The sequence below is a fragment of the Arthrobacter sp. Z4-13 genome (assembly GCF_054792705.1).
Genome location: NZ_CP096459.1, coordinates 1,524,276 through 1,546,922 on the forward strand (window position 1 = coordinate 1,524,276; position 22,647 = coordinate 1,546,922).

Below are 22,647 nucleotides of genomic sequence, written 5' to 3' on the forward strand. Positions count from 1 at the left end.
TTCTCCTTATTGATCTTTAGTGCGGATGATTGCTGCCTTGTTGGCCAGCCTAGTGCACCCGGCATTGCGTGCCGGGTGCACCAGGCCTGTGGTGCTGAGGGGGGAGACTAGCCGTGAAGCGGCTTGCCGGCGAGTGCCAGGTGGGCTTCGCCCAGGGCCTCGTTCTGGGTGGGGTGGGCGTGCACCAGCTGGGCAACATCCTCCGGGTAGGCTTCCCAGTTCACGATCAGCTGGGCCTCGCCAACCTGCTCGCCCATGCGGGCGCCGATCATGTGGACGCCCACCACGGGGCCGTCCTTCTGGCGGACCAGCTTGACCAGTCCGGAGGTGCCCAGGATGGAACTCTTGCCGTTGCCGGCAAGGTTGTATTCCTGGGTCTGCACCTGGTCCTCGCCGAACTTCTCTTTCGCAGCCTTTTCGGTGTAGCCAACGGTGGCGATTTCGGGGTCGGAGTACGTGACCTTGGGGATGTTGATGTCCTCAACGATCACAGGCTTCAGGCCGGCGATTTCCTCAGCCACGAAGATGCCCTGCTGGTAGCCGCGGTGGGCCAGCTGTACGCCGGGGACGATGTCGCCGACGGCGTAGATGTTGCCGACGCCGGTGTGGAGGCGCTCGTTGGTGATGACGAAGCCGCGGTCGATGGTGACGCCGGCTTCCTCGTAGCCCAGGTTGGCGGTGACGGGGCCACGGCCTACGGCGACGAGCAGCAGGTCGGCTTCGAACGTCTTGCCGTCCACCAGGGTGACCTTGACGCCGTCGTTGTTCTGCTCAACGCCCTGGAAGAACACGCCGGTGGAGAACTTGATGCCGCGCTTCTTGAAGGCGCGCTCGAAGTTCTTGACGATGGTGGCGTCCTCGTTGGGAACCAGTGAGGGCAGGCCCTCCACGATGGTGACGTCCACGCCGAAGGACTTCCAAACAGAGGCGAATTCGACGCCGATGACGCCGCCGCCAAGGATGATGACGCTCTTGGGGATGGAGTCCATCGTCAGGGCCTGGTCGGAGGTGATGACCTTGCCGCCGATTTCCAGTCCCGGAAGGGTGCGTGAGTACGAGCCGGTGGCCAGGATGATGTTCTTGCCCTTGTAGGCGGTGCCGTTCACCACGATGGTGTCGGTGCCCTGGAGCTTGCCCTCACCCTCGATGACGGTGATGCCCTTGGACTTGATGAGGCCCTGGAGGCCCTTGAACTTGCCGGCGACGATGCCGTCCTTGTACGCGTTGACGGCGGTGATGTCGATGCCGTCGAGGGTGACGTTCACACCGTACTTGGCGGAGTCACGGGCGTGGTCGGCGAGTTCTGCGGAGTGCAGCAGCGCCTTGGTGGGGATGCAGCCGTTATGGAGGCAGGTGCCGCCCAGCTTTGCCTTCTCCACGAGCCCGACGGTAAGGCCAAGCTGTACGGCCCGCAGTGCGGCGGCGTATCCACCGCTGCCTCCACCGAGTACCAGGATGTCGAATTCTTGCGCAGTTGCCTGATCGGCCACTTAAACGCTCCCTCGCGTGAACGATGACGCGTTCTGCGCGCATCATCTGGTCTTGGAACTTACACTGCCGTGATTATGCCAGCAGGCCTGTTCTCTTGCATTTGTGACTACCGTGGTTCACCTTAGCGAACCACTTATCCATGCTCCACCTTGGCGCCGCGTTTGTGGAGCGCTTGTGTCCAGTGTCACGCGGCCCTGCGGCGCAGGGAACATTCCCCGTACCGCAGGGCGCGCGCGGCCGCCGGGCGGCGCGGCCAACAGTGTCAGGCCGCCGCGGCCAGGATGTCCTCTACGTAGGCCACCAGGGTCCGCACGGTGCAGCCCGTTCCCTGCTTGTGGGTGTAGCCATAAGGACTTCCGTTATTGAAGGAAGGCCCGGCGATGTCGATGTGGGCCCAGGGGATCTGTTCCCCGTCCTTGCCCTTACCCACGAATTCGCGGAGGAAAACGGCTGCAGTCATCATGCCGCCATGGCGTTCGCCGATGTTGGCCAGGTCCGCAACCTGGGAGTCGATGCTGGGGCGCAGTTCCTCGGGCAGCGGCATGGGCCAGACGAGTTCCCCGGCGCGGTCCGCCGCGGCCTTTAGCGGGGCCGTCACGCTGTCGGAGCCCATAACACCGGCCGTGCGGTTGCCCAGGGCGATCAGCTGCGCACCGGTGAGGGTGGCGACGTCGATGATGGCGTCCGGGTACTCGCGGCTGGCAGCTACGATGCCGTCGGCCATGACCAGCCGGCCTTCGGCGTCGGTGTTCAGGACCTCGACGGTCTTGCCGCCGAACATGGTGAGGACGTCGGCCGGGCGGGAAGCCGCGCCTGAGGGCATGTTTTCGGCGATGCAGAGCCAGGCGGTCGCCTTGACCGGCAGGCCAAGTCCGGCGAGGGCCAGGACAGTGTTAAGGACGACGGCGGCGCCCGCCATGTCGCTCTTCATGTCGCCCATGCCGAGGGCCGGCTTGATGGAGATGCCGCCGGTGTCGAAGGTAATGCCCTTGCCGACAAGGGCGATCTTCGAGGCCGCCCTTGCAGGGGAGTACTCCACCTTGACCAGCCGCGGCTGGCGGGCGGAGCCCTTGCCCACGCCCATGATGCCGCCGAAGCCTTCCTTTTCGAGCCGCTTCTCGTCCCAGACGGTGACCTTCACGGGCAGGCCCTTGGCCAGTTCCTTGGCCGCCTCGGCAAAGGTTTCGGGGTAAAGGTGGCTGGGCGGCTGGTTCACCAGCGAACGGGTGGCGTTGACGGCCTTGCCAAGCAGCCCGGCACGCTTCAGTGCGGCGCCGGCCTCGTTGTGGTCGGCGAGCTCCGTAAAGATAACCGCGTTTCGCACCGGATCCTTCAGGCCGTCCTTTGATGACCGGAACTCGGTGAAGGAGTAGGCGCCCAGGGCGGCACCCTCGGCGACGGCCGCCACGTCGGCAACTGACGCCGTCGGAAGGGCCAGGACCACCGTTGCGAGGCCGGCCAGCTGGCGGACAGCGGAACCTGCTGCGCGGCGGAGTGCTTCGCCGGCGAGGGGCTCCGTTGCGGAGACCTTGCCGGTGCCGGCGAGGACCAGGATTCCGGCGCCGGTCTCCGGCAGGCCGGGGAGGCGGACGATCTGGTCGGCGGCGCCCGTGACGCCCAGGGACTTGAGGGAGCCGGCGAGGGCCTCTGCGGACTTGGCCGTGAGGGGGTTGTCCAGGAGGACCGGTCCGTCAGTGCCCTTTCCCACGCCGATGACCACTGCGTCACTGGGGCTCTTCTTCAGGTCCCTTGAGAGGGTACTAAGGTTGATTTCAGTATTCTTGACCACAGGGATCAGTCCTCAATTCTCGAGATGTTCGGGCAGGGATGCATGTTCGGCGCTCTGCCATGGATACCCGGATGCAATGGTTCGGGACGCAGTCCGGGTGTCTGCAAGCCCGTCTGGCAGGCCAGTTCCGATCGTAGCCCGTCCCCGCCCGGGCCGGTGTATTTCCTGAGAGGTGTGCCACACCCGCGGCAGGAATGTGCGGCTGTCCTGCGGCGTTGTAAAAGATGTCCCCCGCACCTATGAAAGGAACACGCCGTGCTTGAACGGTTTTCCGGCTCCCTGCTGGACCCCGACGCGCTCTATGCAAGCAACATCGAGCTGTTCCACAGCCCCGCCCTCCGCGGGCTGAACCTGGTGATGGGTTTCACCGGATTCGCCGACGCCGGGCACGTGGTGAAGCAGATCAACGCGGAACTGCTGGACACGCTCGACGCCGAGCCGGTTGCAGTCTTCGACGCCGACCAGCTGATCGACTACCGGTCGCGCAGGCCGCACCTGACGTTTGTTGAGGACCACCTTCAGGACTACCAGGAGCCCCGGCTCGCCCTCTACCGGCTGATCGACGGGCTGGGTAATCCCTTCCTCCTGCTGGCAGGTTTTGAACCGGACCTGCAGTGGGAACGGTTTGCGCGCGCAGTAGTGGGCATCGTGGAGAAGCTGGACGTCAACCTGGTCACCTGGATCCATTCCATTCCCATGCCGGTACCCCACACCCGTCCGGTGGGTGTGACGGTGCACGGCAACAGGCCCGAACTGATCGAAGGCATCTCCGTGTGGAAGCCAACCGTGGAAGTTCCCGCAGCTGTGGGCCACATCCTGGAGCTCCGCCTGGTGGAGGCTGGCCGCAACGTGGCCGGCTACGTCATCCACGTGCCGCACTACCTTGCCGAGGCGGAATACCCCACCGCCGCCGTTGCAGGCCTTGAATACCTCGGTGCGGCCACCTCGCTGATGCTGCCCTCGGACAGGCTCCGCGAAGCCGGCCGGGAAGTCAGCCGCCAGATCGCCGAGCAGATAGATGCCTCAGAGGATGTACAGCAGGTGGTTTCCCGCCTTGAATCCAGGTACGACGAAAAAGCCGAAGGCACGGTCCGCCGCTCGCTCCTCGCGGACGAAAATGACGAACTGCCCAATGCGGATGTCCTCGGCGCTGCCGTAGAGGCCTACCTCGCCCGCGAGAACCCCGGCCAGTAGAACCGCAGGCGGCGGTCCCCCGGCCGGCAGGCGGGACGCGCTGCTGCCGGGCCTCCGGGGCTGTCCGGGCATAATGAAGGGGTGACTGCACCCCGCGCCTGGCTGATCTGGACCGTTGGCATCTTCGGGTACCTCGTAGCCGTTTCCCAGCGCACGTCCTTTGGTGTGGTGGGCCTTGAGGCAACCGAACGCTTCCACGCCAGCGCGTCCGCAATCTCGTTCTTCACCGTCCTCCAACTGCTTGTCTATGCCGGACTCCAGATCCCTGTGGGCCTGCTGGTGGACCGGTTCGGCTCACGCGCCATGATCGCCGGCGGTGCCGTGCTGATGGGCCTGGGCCAGCTCCAGCTGGCCTTTGCCGACAGTATTCCCGGCGGAGTGGCCGGCAGGGTCCTGGTGGGCGCCGGGGACGCCATGACTTTCATTTCGGTGATCCGCCTGATCCCGCTCTGGTTTGCGCCCGCCCGGGTGCCGCTCGTAACCCAGCTGACGGGTATGTCCGGCCAGCTGGGGCAGCTGTTCAGCGTTATTCCGTTCGCCTTCGTCCTGCACGCTTCCGGCTGGACCCCGGCGTTCCTGATGCTGGCCGGGATGTCGGCACTCGCCGTCGTCCTGGTTCTGCTGCTCCTGCAGGACGTGCCGGCCGGCACCCCGCGGCCGCAGGCCCAGCAGGGGCTAAAGGCGACCGGAGTCTCGCTCGCCCGTGCCTGGCGCCAGCCGGGGACGCGGCTGGGCTTGTGGAGCCACTTCACGATCCAGTTCAGCGGCACCGTCTTCGCGATGACCTGGGGGTACCCGTTCCTTCTTTCCGGGCAGGGGCTCGACGCCGGAACGGTGGCCGCCCTCATGGCGCTTTATGTGGGGACGGCCATGGCTGTTGGACCGTTTGTCGGCCGCTTCGTTTCCCGCCACCCGCTGCGGCGGTCGACTTTGGTCCTGCTGATCGCCGGTGCCACCGCCGGTGCCTGGGCCGCTGTCCTGCTGACTCCGGGGCGTTCACCGTTGTGGCTGCTGGCCGGACTGGTGGTGGTGCTCGCCATCGGCGGGCCCGGCTCCATGATTGGATTCGACTTCGCCCGCACCTTCAACCCGGCGCACCGGATCGGCACCGCCACGGGCATCGTCAACGTGGGCGGGTTCATCGCCGCGCTGATCGCGATCTTCCTGATTGGCCTGGTGCTGGATGTGCTGTACGCCAGCGGGTTCTCCAATGGAGTCCTGTACGGGTTGGACCCCTTCCGGATTGCATTGAGTGTCCAGTTCCTGCTGCTCGGCCTTGGAGCCGCAGCCATGCTGGTATGCCGCCGCAAGGTCCGGCGGCAGATGGCGGCCCAGGGTGTTGTGGTCCCGCCCCTGCGCAGCGCACTGGCCCGCCAGCGCCGGGAAAACCTTGCACGGCGCAGCAGGGCCGCCGCTTCGGACGACTGACTGGTCCTCCACAGGGCCGGACTCATCGGCTGTTTCCACATAGGGATGGCCAACCCTTTCCGGGGGCACGTCGTCGGCGAAAGCTGGAGCCATGACACCCCCAGAACGCCTCACAGTCCGCGGCCCCGAAGACATCCTGGGCTTCATTCCCCACTCGCTGGGATACTGGCCGGCGCAGAGCCTCGTGGCCATGACGCTGCACGGCAAAAGGCTCGGAGCCACACTGCGGCTGGATCTTCCCGGACCGGCTGTCCTTGCTGACCCCTGCGTCTTCGCCCGGACCGTCTGCGGGTATCTGGAGGCAGACGAAAATGCTGACGGCACTCTGCTGGCGCTTTTCACGAACAATGGTTGGCTGGCAGGGCCGGGCCGCTACGAGGCACTGCTCGGCGAACTGGAACTTGCCCTGGGCGGAGCCGCAATGCCCGTCAGGGACGCCTGGTATGTCGGGGACCAGTACTGGCGGGACGCCCACTGCACCGGCTCTGCTGACTGCCCGCTGCCGGGGCGTCCCATCCAGGAAATCCGGGACAGCCTGCTCAACACCGAGATGGTGTTCCGGGGAAGCAGCGTGGGACCAGCCCCCGAGCAACGGCACCTGGCCAGTCCCGTTCCGGGAATCCATCGCGCCGCTGTGCTGGAGGCGGAGGCCGTGTGGTCGGCCCAGCTGGACCTTCGGCGGCGGAGCCGGGCGCAGTTTGCCGCGGTGCTGAACCAGTGGGAGGCGATGGTAGCCCGGCCAGCGGAGGACCTGCAACGGCCGTCGGTGCACCGTGACGCCTTCCTGCGGGCGACGCTCCTGGTGCCCGCCTGGCGCGATGCTGTCCTGGTCATGGCCGCGGCCGGAAAAGCCGCGGCCGCGGCCGGGGCCGAAGAATTCGGGATCTTCAGCGAGGACACTTGGCTGGGTCCAATGGAACCTGCAGCGGAACATGCCGGGACGGAAGAAGCACCATCCGCAGTGGAGGCCCCTGGTTCCCAGTCCTTCATCACACCGGACCCCTGCATTGAAGGCTTGCTCATGTCCGGCCACCAGACTGGGATTCCTGGCTATGGGGACGTCCTGATGGGGCATGATCCCGCAGTTCCCCACTGGCGCAGCCTTGACGCCCTCGATCGCGTCCTGGAGCACCTCGCCGCACTTGGCGGACCGCCGGCAGCGGCCGCCCTAACCGGGAGGGGTTGGATCGCCTGGTGCCGCGGGCGCGGCTCGTATTCTGCCGTGTACCTGGGGGAGGCGCTCGAACTTGAGCCGGGCTACCGGCTGGCAGAGCTGCTGCTCGAGTTGGTCCGCCGGGGTTCGCTCTGCGGCTGGGCGGCGAGGAAGGAAGCTGCCTGGCAGAAATTCGGACCGGACGCGGCCTGAAGTAACGGCGGCAGGAATCGCGGGTTGGGCGCTATTTGGGGAAATCGTGAGACAATGGATGCCGAGACCCGGTTGGGTCCGTGTATCAAGTGCTTGTAATGAACCCTTTTTGGGAACATTACGGCCGCTCCGGCAGTTCTATTTATAGACTCTGCAGGCCGTGGTGGCGCTTGGTTTTCGCCACGGACTTGACAGGGTCATAGTGGTGTTGCCCGTATGGTGATTCCACAGACCACCGCTAGAAAGGTTTTCTGTGACCCCGTCTTCCACGAAGAAGGACCCCGCCGCCCAGGACGAATTGTCCGCAGAGGAGAAGCAGGCGGCAACAAACGCCAAGCGGGCCGCCACGCGGGCAGCCAACAAGGCCTCTGCCGGTGAAGCTGGTGCGGACGGCAAGCGCGAGCCCAAGAAACGCGGGCCTAAGCCAGGCGCGAAGGCTGCTGCCGAGGCCGCCGGGAAATCTGCCGGTGCTGACGCCGATGATGCAGACGAAGTTGAAGAGGACCTCGACGACATCGCCCTCGAAGGACCTGACGTCGTCGAGGAAGACGCCGAGGCTGAGCCCGTAAAGGGAGCAGCCGGTTCGGGCAAGGGCTTTGTCTACTCAGACGCTGACGACGACGATGCACCTGTCCAGCAGGTTATGTCCGCCGGAGCGACCGCCGACCCCGTCAAGGACTACCTGAAGCAGATCGGTAAGGTCGCACTGCTCAACGCCGAGCAGGAAGTGGACCTTGCGCTCCGGATCGAAGCCGGACTGTTCGCAGAAGAGAAGATCAATGCGGACGAAGGCTCGATGGACCCGAAGTACAAGCGCGAGCTTGAGTTCATCATCCACGACGGCAAGCGCGCCAAGAACCACCTGCTGGAAGCCAACCTCCGGCTCGTGGTCTCGTTGGCCAAGCGCTACACCGGCCGTGGCATGCTGTTCCTGGACCTGATCCAGGAAGGCAACCTCGGCCTGATCCGTGCGGTGGAGAAGTTCGACTACACCAAGGGCTTTAAGTTCTCCACGTACGCCACCTGGTGGATCCGCCAGGCAATCACCCGCGCAATGGCTGACCAGGCCCGCACCATCCGTATTCCGGTGCACATGGTTGAGGTCATCAACAAGCTGGCCCGCGTCCAGCGCCAGATGCTGCAGGACCTGGGCCGTGAACCCACGCCTGAAGAGCTGGCGCTCGAACTGGACATGACCCCGGAAAAGGTCGTGGAAGTCCAGAAGTACGGCCGCGAGCCCATCTCGCTCCACACCCCCCTGGGTGAGGACGGCGACTCCGAGTTCGGCGACCTGATCGAGGACTCCGAAGCTGTGGTTCCAGCCGACGCCGTGAGCTTTACGCTCCTGCAGGAGCAGCTCCACTCTGTGCTGGATACGCTCTCGGAGCGCGAGGCCGGAGTGGTGGCCATGCGGTTCGGCCTGACTGACGGACAGCCGAAGACTTTAGACGAAATCGGTAAGGTCTACGGAGTGACGCGCGAGCGTATCCGCCAGATCGAATCCAAGACGATGTCCAAGCTCCGGCACCCCTCCCGGTCGCAGGTGCTGCGGGACTACCTGGACTAGAAGCCAGAAGGCAGGAAAGCGGCCCGCCGGCTGCCGCGTCCCTAAGGGGCGCGGTACCGGCGGGCCGCTTTGTGCTGCAAGCTCCGTAAGTCGGTCCTCTTAAAAGATTGGGACCCTGCCTTCCGGCAAGGTCCCAACAACTTCAGAAAAGCTAGTCGATTTCCACGGCAGCTTTCTCGTGAAGCTTCCCCGTCTCATCGTGCCAGTCGGAGCTCAAGGGCTTGAGTGTTGCCTCAACTGCACGGGCGTGGTGGCCGCAGAAAAGCAGCTCACCGCCGGAGGACTCCAGTACAACCCGGACATATGCCTGGGCTCCGCAACGATCGCACCGGTCCAGTGCGTTGAGTGTGCGGTCTGCCACTGCTGTTGTCATGTCGGCCTCCTTAGTAGATCAGTACGTCTATATAACCAGCATTCGTAACAAAACCATCGCAAGGATGGGGCAAGTTCGCTGTGCGCGTAGCCGCAAGAATGCATCAAGACCGCCGCCCGCCCCCGTGAAAGCCGCGGAGTGGCGTGGGGCACACGCTGCCCCAGGTGTGGCAGTCCGCGCTGCCAGGCCGGGCCGACTACCCTAGGAAGAGCGACCCCAGCCCGCTTTTTCCGTCCCTGAAGGAGTTCATCACCAGTGGCACCAAGCTCTGATTACACTGCCCGGCACCTGTCTGTGCTGGAGGGCCTCGAGGCCGTCCGCAAGCGCCCCGGCATGTACATCGGTTCCACTGACTCCCGCGGCCTGATGCACTGCCTGTGGGAAATCATCGATAACTCGGTGGATGAGGCACTGGCCGGATTTGGCCACGACATCAAGATCATCCTCCATGCGGACAACTCCGTGGAGATTCACGACGACGGCCGCGGCATCCCGATTGACAAGGAACCAAAGACGGGGCTTACGGGCGTCGAGGTGGTCTTCACCAAGCTCCACGCCGGCGGCAAGTTCGGCGGCGGCTCCTACACCGCTTCCGGCGGCCTGCACGGCGTGGGCGCCTCCGTGGTCAACGCGCTGTCCTCCCGCCTCGACGTCGAGGTGGACCGCGGCGGGAAAACCTACAAGATGTCGTTCCGCCGGGGCGAGCCAGGGCGCTTCCAGGACAACGGGTCGAAGACTGACCCGGCCGCGCCGTTCACCCCTTTCGTGGACGACTCGGTGCTGGACATTGTGGGGAAAGCCAAACGGGGCGTCACTGGAACCAGGATCCGCTATTGGGCGGACCGGCAAATCTTTACCCCGGATGCCAAGTTCTCGTACGACGAACTTGCTGCCCGGGCACGGCAGACGTCCTTCCTGGTGCCGGGCCTCAAACTGACGGTCCGCGATGAGCGCAAAGTCCCGGGAACGCCCGGTGAGGCCGGACCCCATGAAGAGGTCTTCCACCACGACGGCGGCATCTCCGAATTCGTGGAGTTCCTTGCCGCTGATCCCGCGGTCACCGACGTGTGGCGGCTGCACGGCTCCGGAAAATTCAAGGAGACGGTACCCGTGCTGGACGAACGCGGGCACAGCCAGCTCGCCGAGGTGGAACGTGATTGCGAAGTTGATGTGGCGCTGCGCTGGGGGATCGGCTACGACAGCACGGTCCGCAGCTTCGTGAACATCATCTCCACGCCCAAGGGCGGAACCCACCAGTCCGGCTTCGAGCAGGCACTGGTCAAGACCTTCCGCAAAGCGGTGGAAAACAACGCCCGCAAGCTCAAGGCCGGCAACGACAAAATCGAAAAGGACGACATCTTTGCCGGCCTCACCGCCGTCCTCACCGTACGCCTTGCCGAGCCGCAGTTCGAAGGCCAGACGAAGGAGATCCTGGGCACCTCGGCAGTGCGCGCCATCGTGTCCCGGGTGGTGGAGCGGGAGGTCACTGCGAAGCTGACGTCCGCGAACAAAAACGACAAGTCGCAGTCCGCGCTGCTCCTGGAAAAAATCGTCAGCGAGATGAAGTCCCGCATCTCGGCCCGCGTGCACAAGGAAACCCAGCGGCGCAAAAATGCGCTGGAGACCTCCTCGATGCCTACCAAGCTTGCTGACTGCCGCACGGACGACGTCGAACGTTCCGAACTCTTCATCGTGGAAGGCGACTCGGCGCTGGGAACCGCCAAGCTGGCCCGGTCCTCGGACTTCCAGGCCCTGCTGCCCATCCGCGGCAAGATCCTCAACGTCCAGAAGGCGTCGGTGGGGGACATGCTTTCGAATGCCGAATGCGCGGCCCTCATCCAGGTGGTGGGCGCCGGATCAGGCCGCAGTTTCGATATTGCCGCCGCCCGCTACGGCAAGGTCATTTTGATGACGGACGCTGACGTGGACGGTGCGCACATCCGCACGCTGCTCCTCACCCTCTTCTTCCGCTACATGCGCCCCATGATCGAGGAGGGCAGGGTCTTTGCCGCCGTCCCGCCGCTGCACCGGGTGGAAGTGATCAACGCCGGCCAGAAGGCCAACGAAATGATCTACACCTATTCCGAGGCCGAACTTCACGTGCTGCTGGCGCGTCTGGCGAAGGAGGGCAAGCGGTACAAGGAGCCCATCCAGCGCTACAAGGGGCTGGGCGAAATGGACGCTGAACAGCTGGCCGAGACCACCATGGACCCGCGGCACCGCACGCTCCGCAAGGTGGGGATCGAGAACGCGAAGCAGGCGGAGGAAATCTTTGACCTGCTGATGGGCTCCGATGTTTCGCCCCGCAAGGATTTCATCATCGCTGGCGCCTCCAGCCTGGACCGGGAACGCATCGACGCCTGACGGCGGAAGGGGGGGCGGCCGCACGGGCCAGGGACCGCCCGCGAAAGGCGGACAGGCGTGCGGACGACGGCTGGTGTCAGCCCAGCAGGCCCGGCACCACCAGCAGGGCCGTGGGCAGCGCCAGCAGGAGGACACAGCCGGCAAGCACCAGGCTCCGGACCGGGGAGGGCAGCTGCGGTTGCGGGGAAAGCAGCCGGCTGACGCGCGAAGCCGTGGTGCGGGCCGAGTCCGAGCCCGACGTGCCGGCCCCGTCAATGCCTGCAAGGGCCAGGCTTTGCCCGCCGGACTGAAGCTCGGCGTCACGGGCACCGCCCGCCGACCCGCCCGCCGACCCGCTGGCCACGATGGCAATGGCCTTGATGAGCGTGGCCTTGCTTTCGGTCCTCAGCGCGACGTCGTCGGCCAGCATCTCGATCAGGGAGTTGACGGACTCCTGGGCGAGGCGGGTGGTGGGCAGCCAGGGCAGGGCCTGGCGCCAGGCGGCGAAGGCCCACAGCAGCAGGTGGTGCCGCTGGCTCAAGTGCGCATTCTCATGGATCAGGACCGCCCGGAGTTCGGCCGGCTCAAGGGCTGCCATCAGGCCGTCCGACAGGACGGTCACGGAGCGGGCGCCGCCGGGAAGGCAGTAGGCCACGGGCGAATCGTGGTTGATGACCAGCGTCCCGGTCCCTGCGGCGGAGGGTGAAGCCAGGAGCGCGAGAAGTTCGCGGTGCCGCCGCCGCTGACGTTCGATTTTGTAATACGTGAGCAAGAGGGTGAATACCAGGTGGGCCGTCAGCAGGGCCGCGGCGGACAGTGCGAAGATATGCCAGAAGCCCAGCGCAGTGGTGGGCGCGTTGAAAAGCACCATCCCCGCAAGAGCCCGGAGGCCCGCGAGGAGGTTATCGCCGATCGGCTCCAGGCCGTACACCAGCATGGCGCCGATCATGGACAGCCCGCCGGCCAGCGCAATGGCCTGCCACAGCAGCATTGCCGTGAAAGGGGAGCGCGCGGGCCACTGCGCCCTCGAGAGGAGGATAGGTACCGGCCACGCCAGGACTATCGCAAGGACCGCCAGCAGGTACGAGGCCCAGAACATGGTCCGTTAGAGGTGGCCAAGCAGTTTGCGCAGAGTCTCGGCTTCACCCTCGGAAACGGATCCGATGAAACGCGCCAGCACGGCCTCGCGGTCCGGGGCCGACCCCAGTACCTCGTGCATCAGCTCGGCCGTGTGGTCCTCACGGCTGGACACTGCCTGGTAGCGGTGCGGGCGGGTACCGCGTTCGCGTTCCACCAGGCCCTTCTTCTCCAGCCGGGACAGCACAGTAAGCACCGTGGTGACGGCGAGTTCCTTGCCTTCGTGCCCGGCCGCTCCACCCTGCCCGGCTGACGTCTGCGCGAGCCGGTCCCGCAAAGTGTTGGCGGTGGCTGCTTCATGGCCCGCCCAGAGCAGGTCCATCACTGCCCGTTCCAGTTCACCAAGACTAGCCATTGCACTTTTCCTTTGTTTCCCCGCACCGCAGCCGGAGGGCTGCGGTGACTTCATGCGTGTATTACACCTACAGGATTTAATTTACCCCGATTCCGCCTTACTTTCTACATTGGGTAGAACAGGGCGCCGGCGTGTCACTGATGGTTCTTCGAAGGGGCGGCAGCGCGTTTTACTCTGCCGGCGGCATTGTTCTACACTTTGTAGAAGTTAGAGTTTCTACAGAACGTAGAAAACCTGCACCGGCTGACAGTAGGGACCGCCTTGGACGCTTTGGACGCTCTGGAAATCGCACGCTGGCAATTCGGCATCACCACCGTCTACCACTTCATGATGGTCCCGCTGACCATCGGCCTGGGGCTGGTAGTGGCAGTGATCCAGACCGCCTGGCACCGCACCGGAAAGCCTGAATACCTCCGGATGACCAAATTCTGGGGAAAGCTTTTCCTGATCAACTTCATCATGGGCGTGGCCACCGGCATCGTCCAGGAGTTCCAGTTCGGGATGGCCTGGAGCGAGTACAGCCGCTTCGTTGGGGATGTTTTTGGTGCGCCGCTGGCACTCGAGGCGCTCCTGGCCTTCTTTGTGGAGTCCACCTTCCTGGGCTTGTGGATCTTCGGCTGGAAGCAGCTGAAACCGGCCATCCACCTCGCGTGCCTCTGGATCGCAGTTGTGGGTTCGGTGTTCTCCGCGTACTTCATTATCGTGGCCAACAGTTGGATGCAGCACCCCGTCGGTGTGGAAATGATTGACGGCCGGCCCGTGATGACGGACGCCTGGGCAGTCTTCACCAACAACACCGCGCTCGTTGCAGTTCCCCACACCCTTTTCGGCGCCCTCGCCGTCGCGGGCGGCTTCCTGCTCGGCATCGCCTGGTACCACCTGTGGCGCAGGCGGCGCGACGGCGTCGACACCGTAGGTGCCGACGGCAAGGTGATCGCAGGTGTTGCAGCGGACATCCCCGGCCGTGACAGGGACGACCACAAAGTCTGGATCCGGTCCCTGCGCATCGGCGCAGTAGTGGCCATGATTTCCTTCGCCGGAACCGCGCTCACCGGAGACCTCCAGGGCAAGCTCATGTTCGAGCAGCAGCCCATGAAGATGGCGGCAGCAGAAGCAGCCTGCCACGACGGCACCGGCTTCTCGGTCCTGAGCATCGGCAACCTCGGCTCGCAGAACTGCGACGACATCGTGGCCCTGATCGAGGTCCCCGGTATCCTTTCCTACCTGGCCAAGGGCGATTTCACCACCGAAGTCCAAGGCGTCAACAGCCTCCTGCCCCAGTACAAGGAGGCCTACGGAACCCACTTGCCGGACAACCCCATCTACGGCGAACGGGCCGGCCAGGAAATCGACTACCTTCCCGTCATGGAGGTCACCTACTGGGGCTTCCGCATGATGATTGGTTTCGGCGGGATCGCCGCCCTGGCGGCCCTGGTTGCCCTGTGGCTGACCCGGAAGGGAACCGTGCCCGAGTCCAGGTGGCTGATGCGCCTCGCAGTCTTCGGAATCCTGGCCCCGTTCGGAGCCAACGCCGCCGGCTGGATCTTCACCGAAATGGGCCGCCAGCCCTTTGTGGTGGCGCCCAACCCTGATCCCAACGGCATCGACCAGGTGTTTATGTTCAGCGCCGCCGCTGTGTCGCCGGGCGTCACCGCCGGGGAACTGCTGGCGTCACTCGTCACCCTGGCAACCATCTACGGGGTACTCCTCGTGGTGGAAGTGAAACTGCTGGTCAAGTACATCCGGGGCGGCGTGGTGTCCGCCATGCCGGAACTGGTTCATGCGCCCGTTGACGAAAACGAGGACGCCACCCCGGGCCAGGGAGGCCAGGGCGGCGGAAAACCCGCCGACGACGTCCTCGCCTTCGCCTACTAGTCCGCGCCAAAGAAGAGCAGAGGAAACGAAGAATGGAACTGCTGCCAACCATCTGGTTCATCGCCATCGCGGTGCTGTGGACCGGCTACCTCTTCCTTGAGGGTTTTGACCTCGGCGTCGGGATGCTGATGAAGCTGTTCGCCCGGAACAATACCGAGCGCCGCGTCCTGCTCAACACCGTGGGGCCGGTTTGGGACGGCAACGAGGTATGGCTCCTGACTGCCGCCGGGGCAACCTTTGCCGCCTTCCCGCTCTGGTACGCCTCGCTGTTCTCCGCCCTGTACCTGCCGCTGCTGGTGGTCCTGGTTGCCCTGATCTTCCGCGCCGTGGCCTTCGAGTACCGCGGCAAGGTGGACACGGACCAGTGGCGGACCCGGTGGGACTGGGCCATTGCCCTGGGGTCCTTCTTCGCGGCCTTCGGCGTGGGTGCGGCCCTGGCCCTGACCACCACAGGCCTTCCGCTGAACGCCAACGGCGACCGTGAAGGCGGGCCGCTTGCCTGGTTCAGCAGCTACGCCGTGCTGGGCGGACTGGCCGTGGTGGGGTTCTCGCTGGTGCACGCCCTGGCCTTCCTGGCGTTGAAGACCGACGGCGACGTGCGGCACCGCGCCCGCAAATGGCTCGTCCGGCTGCTCCCCGTCCTGCTCCTGCCAATCGCGGGCTGGGCGCTCAGCATCCAATTCCTTGATGGCAAGCCCTGGACCTGGGCGCTGGTCCTGCTGGCGGTTGCTTCGGCAGCTGCAGCCTGGGCCATGGCGCGAAAGGGAGCGGAGGGCAAGGCCTTTATCGCGCTGGGAGCCTTCCTGGCATTGGGTTCGGCATCCATCTTCGGCGCCGTGTTCCCGGTGGTGCTGCCCTCCACGCTGGATGGGGCCTTTGACCTCACCATTTCCAATGCCTCATCCTCCGACTACACACTGGGCCTTATGAGCGCTGTGGCGGCGTTCGGCCTGCCCCTGGTCATCGCCTATCAGGCCTGGACCTACTGGGTGTTCCGGAAGCGGGTCAGTGCCGCAGACATTCCCGAAGCCCACAGCTTCCTGCCGGCCGTCGCCGCCAAGGCTTTTACCACCAAGGGCTGATATGCGTCCAACTTTCCCGGCGGGCCCGGCAACACGTTCAGCCATCTATTGGCTGGGGCTCCTGGCCGCCCTCAAGGCGCTGTCGCTGGTCCTGATTGGCCAGGCTGTTGCATCGGCACTGGCCGGATTCGCGGCGGGGAACCCAGGTTGGGCGGACCAGATTACTGTCGGCATGGCCGGCGTGCTGCTGAGGTCCCTGACGGTCTGGGGGCAGGCAGTTGCAGCCCGCCGGGCCGCACTCGGCATCAAGGAGGAGCTGCGCTCCGGCCTGCTGGAAAGAGCGCTCCGCAACGGCGTCCGCGGCACGGGACCGGCCGACGGCGGACTGGCAGTACTGGCCACCCGCGGACTGGATGCACTGGACAGCTACTACACCCAGTTCCTGCCCGCCCTGGTGAACTGCGCGGCCATCCCGCTCCTGGTGGGGGCGCGCATCCTCTTTGCGGACTGGGTCAGTGCAGTGGTCGTCGTCCTGACCGTTCCGCTGGTGCCGCTGTTTATGGTGCTCATCGGCCGGTACACCGAGGACAATGTCCGCGACGCACAGGCCTCCCTCGCCCGGCTCTCCACCCACATGCTGGAACTCGCCAAGGGACTGCCGGTGCTGGTGGGCCTGGGGCGCGCCACCGCCCAGCGGAAGGCGCTCGAAGAGATTTCGGAGGAGTACCGGACGCGCACCATGGGAACATTGCGGACCGCGTTCCTCTCGGCGCTGGCCCTTGAGCTCATTGCCACCATCTCCGTGGCCGTAGTGGCTGTCTTCATCGGTGTCCGCCTGGTCCATGGCGACATGCCGCTGGAAGCCGGCCTGCTGGCCCTGATCCTTGCGCCGGACTGCTACCTTCCACTGCGCGAGCTGGGGACCGCCCACCATGCCAGCGACGACGGCCGGGTTGCCCTCGCCGGGACGACGGCAGTCACGGATGCGCCTGAGCCGCAGCCGCTTCCGGCAGTCTGGGCCGGCCAGCCCGGCGCGCCAATCACTGTCACCGGGCTGACGGTGAGCTATGACGGAAGGTCCCGGCCCGCCGTCGGCCCCCTCACCTTCAGTGCACCGGAGAGCAGGATCACCGCCCTGGACGGACCCAGCGGCGCCGGCAAAAGCACCGTGCTCGCGGTTTTGGCCGGGACCATCGGCCACGGTGCCGGCACTGCGGTCAGCGGCAGCATCTCGGGTTTGGACCGGAACAGCATTGCCTGGGTGCCGCAGCATCCGGTCATGGTGGCAGGGACGGTCCTCGACGAGATCGTGCTTTACCTGCGTGGCGACTCCGGAACGGGAGTCACCATATACAGCCGCCAGGAGCTGGAAGCTGCTGCCCGGGCCTGCCTGATCCGCTCTGCGGCCGGACACCTTGCCGCGAAGCACCCTGCAGAGCTGAGCCCGGGGGAGCTGCGCCGGGTGGCCCTGGCCCGGGGTTTGGCACGGATCGAGGCCGGCGCCACTGTCCTGCTGCTGGATGAACCCACGGCGCACCTGGATGATGAGTCGGCAGCGTTGGTGGAAGACGCGATCAGGAGGCTCCGTGGACAGGTGACCGTCATCCTGGTGGCCCACGAGGAGCGCACCCGCGCCCTTGCGGAACACGTGGTGCCGGTTGGTGGACACGGCCTGACGGTGCCGTCACCCGGCGACGCGGAGCTTACGCACCCGGCCGCTGCCGTGAGCGCTGGCGTCGCCGCCGGCAATCCGAATCCCGCCGGGAAGCCGCAGACGCGCGCCGTTGCAGAGGCTGCCGGGTTTGGTGGCGGTGCCACGGGTGGCGTGAGCAAATCCAGCTCGGCACAACTCCTCGCGGCTTTGCTGGCGCCCGTGCGGGGCAAGTTCGCCGCCGCAGCCCTGGTGGGCACGCTGGCGGCGGTCTTCGCCGTCGCCCTGTCCGGGCTGTCCGGGTGGCTCATCATCCGCGCCAGTGAACAGCCGCCCATCCTCTACCTCTTGACCGCGATCGTTGGAGTGCGGTTCTTCGGGATCGGCCGGGCTGTGCTCCGGTACTGTGAGCGCCTCCTCCTGCATGACGCCGTGTTTGCCGCACTGACCCGGCTGCGCGGCAGGTTATGGGAGGCGTTGAGCCGGCGCGCGCTGCCGCTCCGCCGCCTTTTGCAGGGTGGCAACGTCCTGGGGACGGTGATTGACGACGTCGATACGGTCCGGGACCTCCTCCCGCGCGTTGTCCTGCCGCCGGTCACGGCGCTCGCGGTTTCCGTACTGGCTTTGGTGACCACGTCGCTGCTGGTGCCCGCCATGCTTCCGGCCGTTATCGCCGCAAGCGTTGCGAGCCTCCTGCTCGCCCCGGCAGTGGCACTCTGGGGCGACCGCAAGTCCGCCACTGCCGAGCAGCTCCTCCGCTCCGGGGTCCTGCGCCGCGTTTCGGCGGCCCTCGACGCCCGTGCCGATCTGCATGCCAACGGCGCCGCTGCCCGCGTTTTGGACGAGTTGCGCGCCCAGGACCGCCAAGCCACAGCGGCTTCCCAGCGCTCGGCCTGGGCTGACGGGTTGGGGCAGGCCCTCACCACCGCAGCCTGCGGCACCGCGGCCTTGGCAGCTGCCTCGCTTGCGGGTCCCGCTGTGCTTGCAGGCCAGGCAGCGCCGGCGACGGCCGCCGTCGTGGTCCTGCTGCTCCTGGCGTTGGTGGAACCTTTCGCAGCGCTGACGACGGCGGTGCGCCAGTTCCCGGCGCTGCGGTCCGTGATGCAGCGCGTCAGTGAGTCCGGTGCTTTGGACAGGATCACGCAGGACAGGATCATGCGGGACGGGAGCAAGCGGGACGTTTCCGGCAGGGACCATCGTGATGGTTTGCAGGCAGTGCCTGCGCGACAAAACGGGGTTCCCGGCGTCGAACTGGAAGGCCTTTCTGCCGCCTGGCCCGGGGGTGCTCCGGTGTTTTCCGGGCTGGACGCCGTGGCGGAGCCCGGGCGGTGGCTGGCCGTGACCGGTCCCTCGGGCTCGGGGAAGTCAACCCTGTTGTCGGTCCTGCTCGGCTTCCTGCCGGTTGCCGTGGGCCGGATCGGTGTGACCGGCCGGGCCGCCTGGTGCCCACAGGAAGCGCACCTGTTTGATTCAACGATCCGCGGGAACCTGCTGCTGGGCCGGCCTGCCCCCGGAACCGGCAGCGCCGGAATTGGCAGCCCGGCAGCAACCTGGGACGACGACATGCTGGCTGCGCTTGCGTCGGTGGGCCTGACCGGCCTGATGGAGCGGCTGCCGGCGGGGCTGGACACCCGAATCGGCCCGGGCGGCGCGTTCCTCAGCGGCGGGGAGCGTCAACGCCTGGCGGTGGCGCGAACCCTCATGACCGGAGCGGAAGTGATCCTGCTGGACGAGCCAACGGCCCATCTGGATGCGGAGTCGGCCCGGGCCATGCTGGCGGACCTGCGGCAGGGCTTGCGCAGCCGCACTGTGGTGCTCGTGACGCACAACCCGGCCGACATCCAGCCGGAGGATGCGCGCCTGGTGCTTGCCCCGGGTACAGAGCACACCGGTTCAGGGCATGCCGGTGCAGAACATACGTCGGCAGAGCACGGGGAGGACAAACTGGTGGCGGCGCTTGTGGGGGATCAGCCGTCCACGTCGTGAAGGTGGTGGATTACGTCGTGCAGGAAGTACTGGGACAGCGTCAGGACGGTGAATACCGAGCCGTTGCTGCGCAGCCCTGTCCGACCCCACTGCGATTCACGGACGGCGGCAAAGGACTCCGCCGCCTGCTTTCCTTCAGCGGTCAGTTCGGCGCTGACTACCGCGGGGTCCGCATTGGCGTAGTCCTTGTCAATGGCCGTCTGGTCCTGGTCCCAGTTGTCGAACCTGGCTTCGTTGGAATCCAGCATAAGGTTCAGCCGCTGGTCAAAGAGGCTGAAGACATCGCGGACGTGGCAGGCGTACTCCAGGGCGGACCAGATGTGGTCGTCCGGGCGCTCGGCCGCGTCGGGACGCCGGAGCACTGCGCGCCAGCGGGGGAGCATGCTGTCGATACTGCCGGGAACTGTTGATGGCGTCACGGTGGAGGCGTCGAAGGAGCATTCCGGGCATGGACGGGTCAGGACCCAGGTCCAGTCCTTTTCATCAGGAACGATAGGCATGGAAGCAGTCTAAGCGGGATCGGGCCAGGCCATGGCGGGGCCCACCACTTCCACGGGCTGGGACAGCGGGACACCTGAACCGTCACGCCGGCCGTGCTCCTGGGGGAGGGACCGGGCCACCCCGGCTGCAGATGATGCCTTGGCCGGGCCGTGGCCGGCCCACGCCAGGAGAAGGGTGTCCTCGCCCTTCAGGAACCGGTGTGCCCGGACTCCCGCCGTCGCGCGTCCCTTCGCCGGGTACTCGGAAAACGCCGTCACCTTGGCGGTACCCGGCGCCGTGCCGGGCAGGGCACCCGTGGTACCGGCGATGGTCACCACCACCGCGGCCTCATCCTTGGGCTGGACGGCACCAAAGAAGATCACCCGGTCCCCGGCAGCGAGCTTGATCCCTGCCATGCCGCCGGCAGTGCGCCCCTGCGGCCGCACAACGGCAGCGCTGAACTTCAGCAGTTGGGCCTGGCTGGTGAGGAACACCAGTTCGGCATCGTCCGCTCCCGCGGGAGCGACTCCCACCACAAAGTCCTTGTCCTTCAGCGCAATGACCTCCCAGTCCTCCCGGTTCAGGGGGTAGTCCGGTTGCACCCGCTTCACAATTCCCTGGGCCGTGCCAACGGCCAGCACCTCGTCGAGCGGGGCGAAAGCCACCAGGGTTTCCCCCTTCAGTAAGGTGATGAAGTCCTTGGCCGGAACGCCGCCGGCGAGGTTGGGCAGGCCCGAGACCGGCGGCAGGACCGGCATGTCCATCACCTGCAGGCGGAGCATGCGTCCCTGGGAGGTAACAGCGGCAATCTCGCCCCTCGCGGAGGTCTTGACCACGGAGGTGTACACGTCATGCCTGGTCCTTGGCCCCGCCTCGGCCAGCGGTTCACGGTTGCTGGTGCGCGCTATCTGGCCGGACGCGGTGAGGATGGCCCAGCAGGGGTCGTCGGCGATTTCCAGCGCGAGCGGGGCAGCCTTGCCCTTCTTCCCGGTGGTCAAGGCGAGGTCCGCGGCGATGGTAGGGGACACGGCTTCGGATTCCAGCAATACGGTCCGCCGCGGGGTGCCGTGTTCTTCGGCTATGGCGCCCAGTTCGTCGGAGACCAGGGTGCGCAGCCGTTCCTCCGAGCCGAGGATGGCCTCCAGCTCCGCGATTTCGCGGCGCAGCTCGTCCTGTTCCTTCTCCAGCTCAATCCGCGAGTATTTGGTCAGCTGGCGCAGCCGCAGCTCCAGGATGTAGTTCGCCTGGATTTCAGTGAGGTCGTAGATGGACATCAGCCGGGCGCGGGCGGCGGCGGCCTCGTCGGAGGACCGGATGATCTGGATGACCTCGTCGATGTCCACGATGGCGATGAGGAGGCCCTCCACCAGGTGCAGGCGGTCCTTCTTTTTCCCAAGCCGGAACACGGTCCGGCGGCGCACCACGTCGATCCGGTGGTTCACGTACACGCTCAGCAGCTGCACCAGGCCCAGTGTCTGCGGCTGGCCGTCCACCAGGGTGACGTTGTTGATGCCGAAGGAGTCCTCCATCGGCGAGTAGCGGTAGAGCTGCTGGAGCACCGCGTTGGGGTTGAAGCCGTTCTTCAGTTCGATGACCAGGCGGAGGCCATGCTTGCGGTCAGTCAGGTCAACGATGTCGCTGATGCCTGTCAGCTTTTTAGCGTTGACGGCGTCCTTGATCTTCTCGATGACCTTTTCCGGGCCCACCATGTACGGGAGTTCGGTGACCACCAGGCCGGTCCGGCGCGCGGAAAGCTGTTCTACCTCCACCTTGGCCCGCGTCTTGAAGGAACCGCGCCCGGTGGCGTAGGCATCGCGGATGCCGTCCAGCCCCACAATCCGCCCGCCGCTGGGAAGGTCCGGCCCAGGGACGAACCGCATGATGTCATCCAAGGTGGCGTCCGGGTTGGCGATCAGATGCCGGGCAGCGGAGATAATCTCCACCAGGTTGTGCGGGGCCATGTTGGTGGCCATGCCGACGGCGATGCCGGTGGCGCCGTTGACGAGCAGGTTGGGGAATGCTGCCGGCAGGACGTCCGGTTGGGTCAGCTGGTTGTCATAGTTGGGGACAAAGTCCACCACGTCTTCGTCGAGGTGGTTTGTGAGGGTGAGCGCAGCAGCCGCGAGGCGGGCTTCGGTGTACCGGGGGGCCGCAGGGCCGTCGTCGAGCGAGCCAAAGTTGCCGTGCCCGTCGATCAGCGGCAGCCGCAGCGAGAAGTCCTGGGCCATGCGCACCATGGCGTCGTAGATGGCGGTGTCGCCGTGGGGGTGCAGCTTGCCCATCACCTCGCCCACCACACGCGCGCTCTTGACGTGGCCGCGGTCCGGCCGGAGCCCCATGTCGCTCATCATGTAGAGGATGCGCCGCTGCACAGGCTTGAGGCCGTCCCGGGCGTCCGGAAGCGCACGGGAGTAGATCACCGAGTACGCGTACTCCAGGAAGGAGCCTTCCATTTCGGAGGTGACATCGATGTCCACGATGTTCTCCGTGTAGGGGGAGCTGTCATCCACAGCGGGGGCGGAACTTTGGCGGCGGGCCATGGGGGTTGGTAAATCCTTCTGGGTACTGTGCAGCGTTCGGGGTGTGCTGC

15 protein-coding genes are annotated in these 22,647 nt (G+C 65.9%); 8 read left to right on the forward strand and 7 right to left on the reverse strand.

The features are described 5' to 3' along the window. Positions 1-107: 107 nt before the first annotated feature. On the reverse strand, positions 108-1,490 hold the full coding sequence (gene lpdA, locus M1E07_RS08785) for a dihydrolipoyl dehydrogenase (RefSeq protein ID WP_461189850.1): 1,383 nt from the start codon (positions 1,488-1,490) through the stop codon (positions 108-110). A gap of 263 nt (positions 1,491-1,753) precedes the next feature. Further along, positions 1,754-3,280, reverse strand: a complete 1,527-nt coding sequence (locus M1E07_RS08790; RefSeq protein ID WP_461189851.1) for a leucyl aminopeptidase — start codon at positions 3,278-3,280, stop codon at positions 1,754-1,756. A 255-nt stretch (positions 3,281-3,535) separates the two neighbouring features. Between M1E07_RS08790 and M1E07_RS08795 the strand changes: the two genes are divergently transcribed. From M1E07_RS08795 to M1E07_RS08810, 4 genes are all read left to right on the forward strand, one after another. Continuing rightward, positions 3,536-4,474, forward strand: a complete 939-nt coding sequence (locus M1E07_RS08795; protein ID WP_387552672.1) for a proteasome assembly chaperone family protein — start codon at positions 3,536-3,538, stop codon at positions 4,472-4,474. A gap of 81 nt (positions 4,475-4,555) precedes the next feature. Beyond that, complete coding sequence (locus tag M1E07_RS08800) at positions 4,556-5,902, forward strand: MFS transporter (RefSeq protein ID WP_461189852.1); 1,347 nt, start codon at positions 4,556-4,558, stop codon at positions 5,900-5,902. Positions 5,903-5,993: 91 nt separating this feature from the next. After that, complete coding sequence (locus M1E07_RS08805; protein WP_461189853.1) at positions 5,994-7,268, forward strand: DUF4192 family protein; 1,275 nt, start codon at positions 5,994-5,996, stop codon at positions 7,266-7,268. A 253-nt stretch (positions 7,269-7,521) separates the two neighbouring features. Then, positions 7,522-8,835 (forward strand): RNA polymerase sigma factor, encoded by a 1,314-nt coding sequence (locus tag M1E07_RS08810; RefSeq protein ID WP_461189854.1) that lies wholly within the window; start codon positions 7,522-7,524, stop codon positions 8,833-8,835. Between the two features lie 151 nt (positions 8,836-8,986). On the opposite strand, the gene M1E07_RS08815 is transcribed toward M1E07_RS08810, so the two are convergent. Further along, complete coding sequence (locus M1E07_RS08815; RefSeq protein WP_013600696.1) at positions 8,987-9,208, reverse strand: DUF7455 domain-containing protein; 222 nt, start codon at positions 9,206-9,208, stop codon at positions 8,987-8,989. A 255-nt stretch (positions 9,209-9,463) separates the two neighbouring features. On the opposite strand from M1E07_RS08815, the gene M1E07_RS08820 reads away from it, so the two are divergent. Beyond that, positions 9,464-11,572, forward strand: coding sequence for a DNA gyrase/topoisomerase IV subunit B (locus tag M1E07_RS08820; RefSeq protein ID WP_461189855.1), 2,109 nt, complete (start codon positions 9,464-9,466; stop codon positions 11,570-11,572). A gap of 76 nt (positions 11,573-11,648) precedes the next feature. On the opposite strand, the gene M1E07_RS08825 is transcribed toward M1E07_RS08820, so the two are convergent. Both M1E07_RS08825 and M1E07_RS08830 read right to left on the reverse strand, forming a co-directional pair. Further along, positions 11,649-12,650, reverse strand: coding sequence for a M56 family metallopeptidase (locus M1E07_RS08825; protein WP_461189856.1), 1,002 nt, complete (start codon positions 12,648-12,650; stop codon positions 11,649-11,651). A gap of 6 nt (positions 12,651-12,656) precedes the next feature. After that, positions 12,657-13,043 carry a BlaI/MecI/CopY family transcriptional regulator gene (locus M1E07_RS08830; protein WP_461189857.1) on the reverse strand — a complete coding sequence of 129 codons (387 nt, stop codon included), beginning with the start codon at positions 13,041-13,043 and terminating at the stop codon, positions 12,657-12,659. 270 nt (positions 13,044-13,313) lie between these two features. On the opposite strand from M1E07_RS08830, the gene M1E07_RS08835 reads away from it, so the two are divergent. From M1E07_RS08835 to cydD, 3 genes are read left to right on the forward strand one after another with little or no spacing between them, the layout of a single operon-like run. Continuing rightward, positions 13,314-14,918 carry a cytochrome ubiquinol oxidase subunit I gene (locus tag M1E07_RS08835; RefSeq protein ID WP_461190361.1) on the forward strand — a complete coding sequence of 535 codons (1,605 nt, stop codon included), beginning with the start codon at positions 13,314-13,316 and terminating at the stop codon, positions 14,916-14,918. A gap of 32 nt (positions 14,919-14,950) precedes the next feature. Then, positions 14,951-16,000 carry a cytochrome d ubiquinol oxidase subunit II gene (gene cydB, locus M1E07_RS08840; protein WP_461189858.1) on the forward strand — a complete coding sequence of 350 codons (1,050 nt, stop codon included), beginning with the start codon at positions 14,951-14,953 and terminating at the stop codon, positions 15,998-16,000. A gap of 1 nt (position 16,001) precedes the next feature. Further along, a complete protein-coding gene (gene cydD, locus M1E07_RS08845) occupies positions 16,002-19,577 on the forward strand; it encodes a thiol reductant ABC exporter subunit CydD (RefSeq protein WP_461189859.1) in 3,576 nt (1,191 codons plus the stop codon). Here cydD and M1E07_RS08850 read toward each other — a convergent pair. Both M1E07_RS08850 and M1E07_RS08855 read right to left on the reverse strand, forming a co-directional pair. Next, a complete protein-coding gene (locus M1E07_RS08850) occupies positions 19,559-20,077 on the reverse strand; it encodes a DinB family protein (protein WP_461189860.1) in 519 nt (172 codons plus the stop codon). The genes cydD and M1E07_RS08850 overlap by 19 nt on opposite strands. Before the next feature lie 9 nt (positions 20,078-20,086). Further along, positions 20,087-22,597, reverse strand: coding sequence for a DNA gyrase/topoisomerase IV subunit A (locus M1E07_RS08855; RefSeq protein ID WP_461189861.1), 2,511 nt, complete (start codon positions 22,595-22,597; stop codon positions 20,087-20,089). Between the last annotated feature and the right edge of the window lie 50 nt (positions 22,598-22,647).

Coding starts and splice junctions, on each gene's coding strand:
- cydB (WP_461189858.1), top strand. CDS start 14,951: ATGGAACTGCTGCCAACCATCTGGTTCATCGCCATCGCGGTGCTGTGG.
- M1E07_RS08815 (WP_013600696.1), bottom strand. CDS start 9,208: ATGACAACAGCAGTGGCAGACCGCACACTCAACGCACTGGACCGGTGC.
- M1E07_RS08825 (WP_461189856.1), bottom strand. CDS start 12,650: ATGTTCTGGGCCTCGTACCTGCTGGCGGTCCTTGCGATAGTCCTGGCG.
- M1E07_RS08805 (WP_461189853.1), top strand. CDS start 5,994: ATGACACCCCCAGAACGCCTCACAGTCCGCGGCCCCGAAGACATCCTG.
- M1E07_RS08855 (WP_461189861.1), bottom strand. CDS start 22,597: ATGGCCCGCCGCCAAAGTTCCGCCCCCGCTGTGGATGACAGCTCCCCC.
- M1E07_RS08850 (WP_461189860.1), bottom strand. CDS start 20,077: ATGCCTATCGTTCCTGATGAAAAGGACTGGACCTGGGTCCTGACCCGT.
- M1E07_RS08830 (WP_461189857.1), bottom strand. CDS start 13,043: ATGGCTAGTCTTGGTGAACTGGAACGGGCAGTGATGGACCTGCTCTGG.
- cydD (WP_461189859.1), top strand. CDS start 16,002: ATGCGTCCAACTTTCCCGGCGGGCCCGGCAACACGTTCAGCCATCTAT.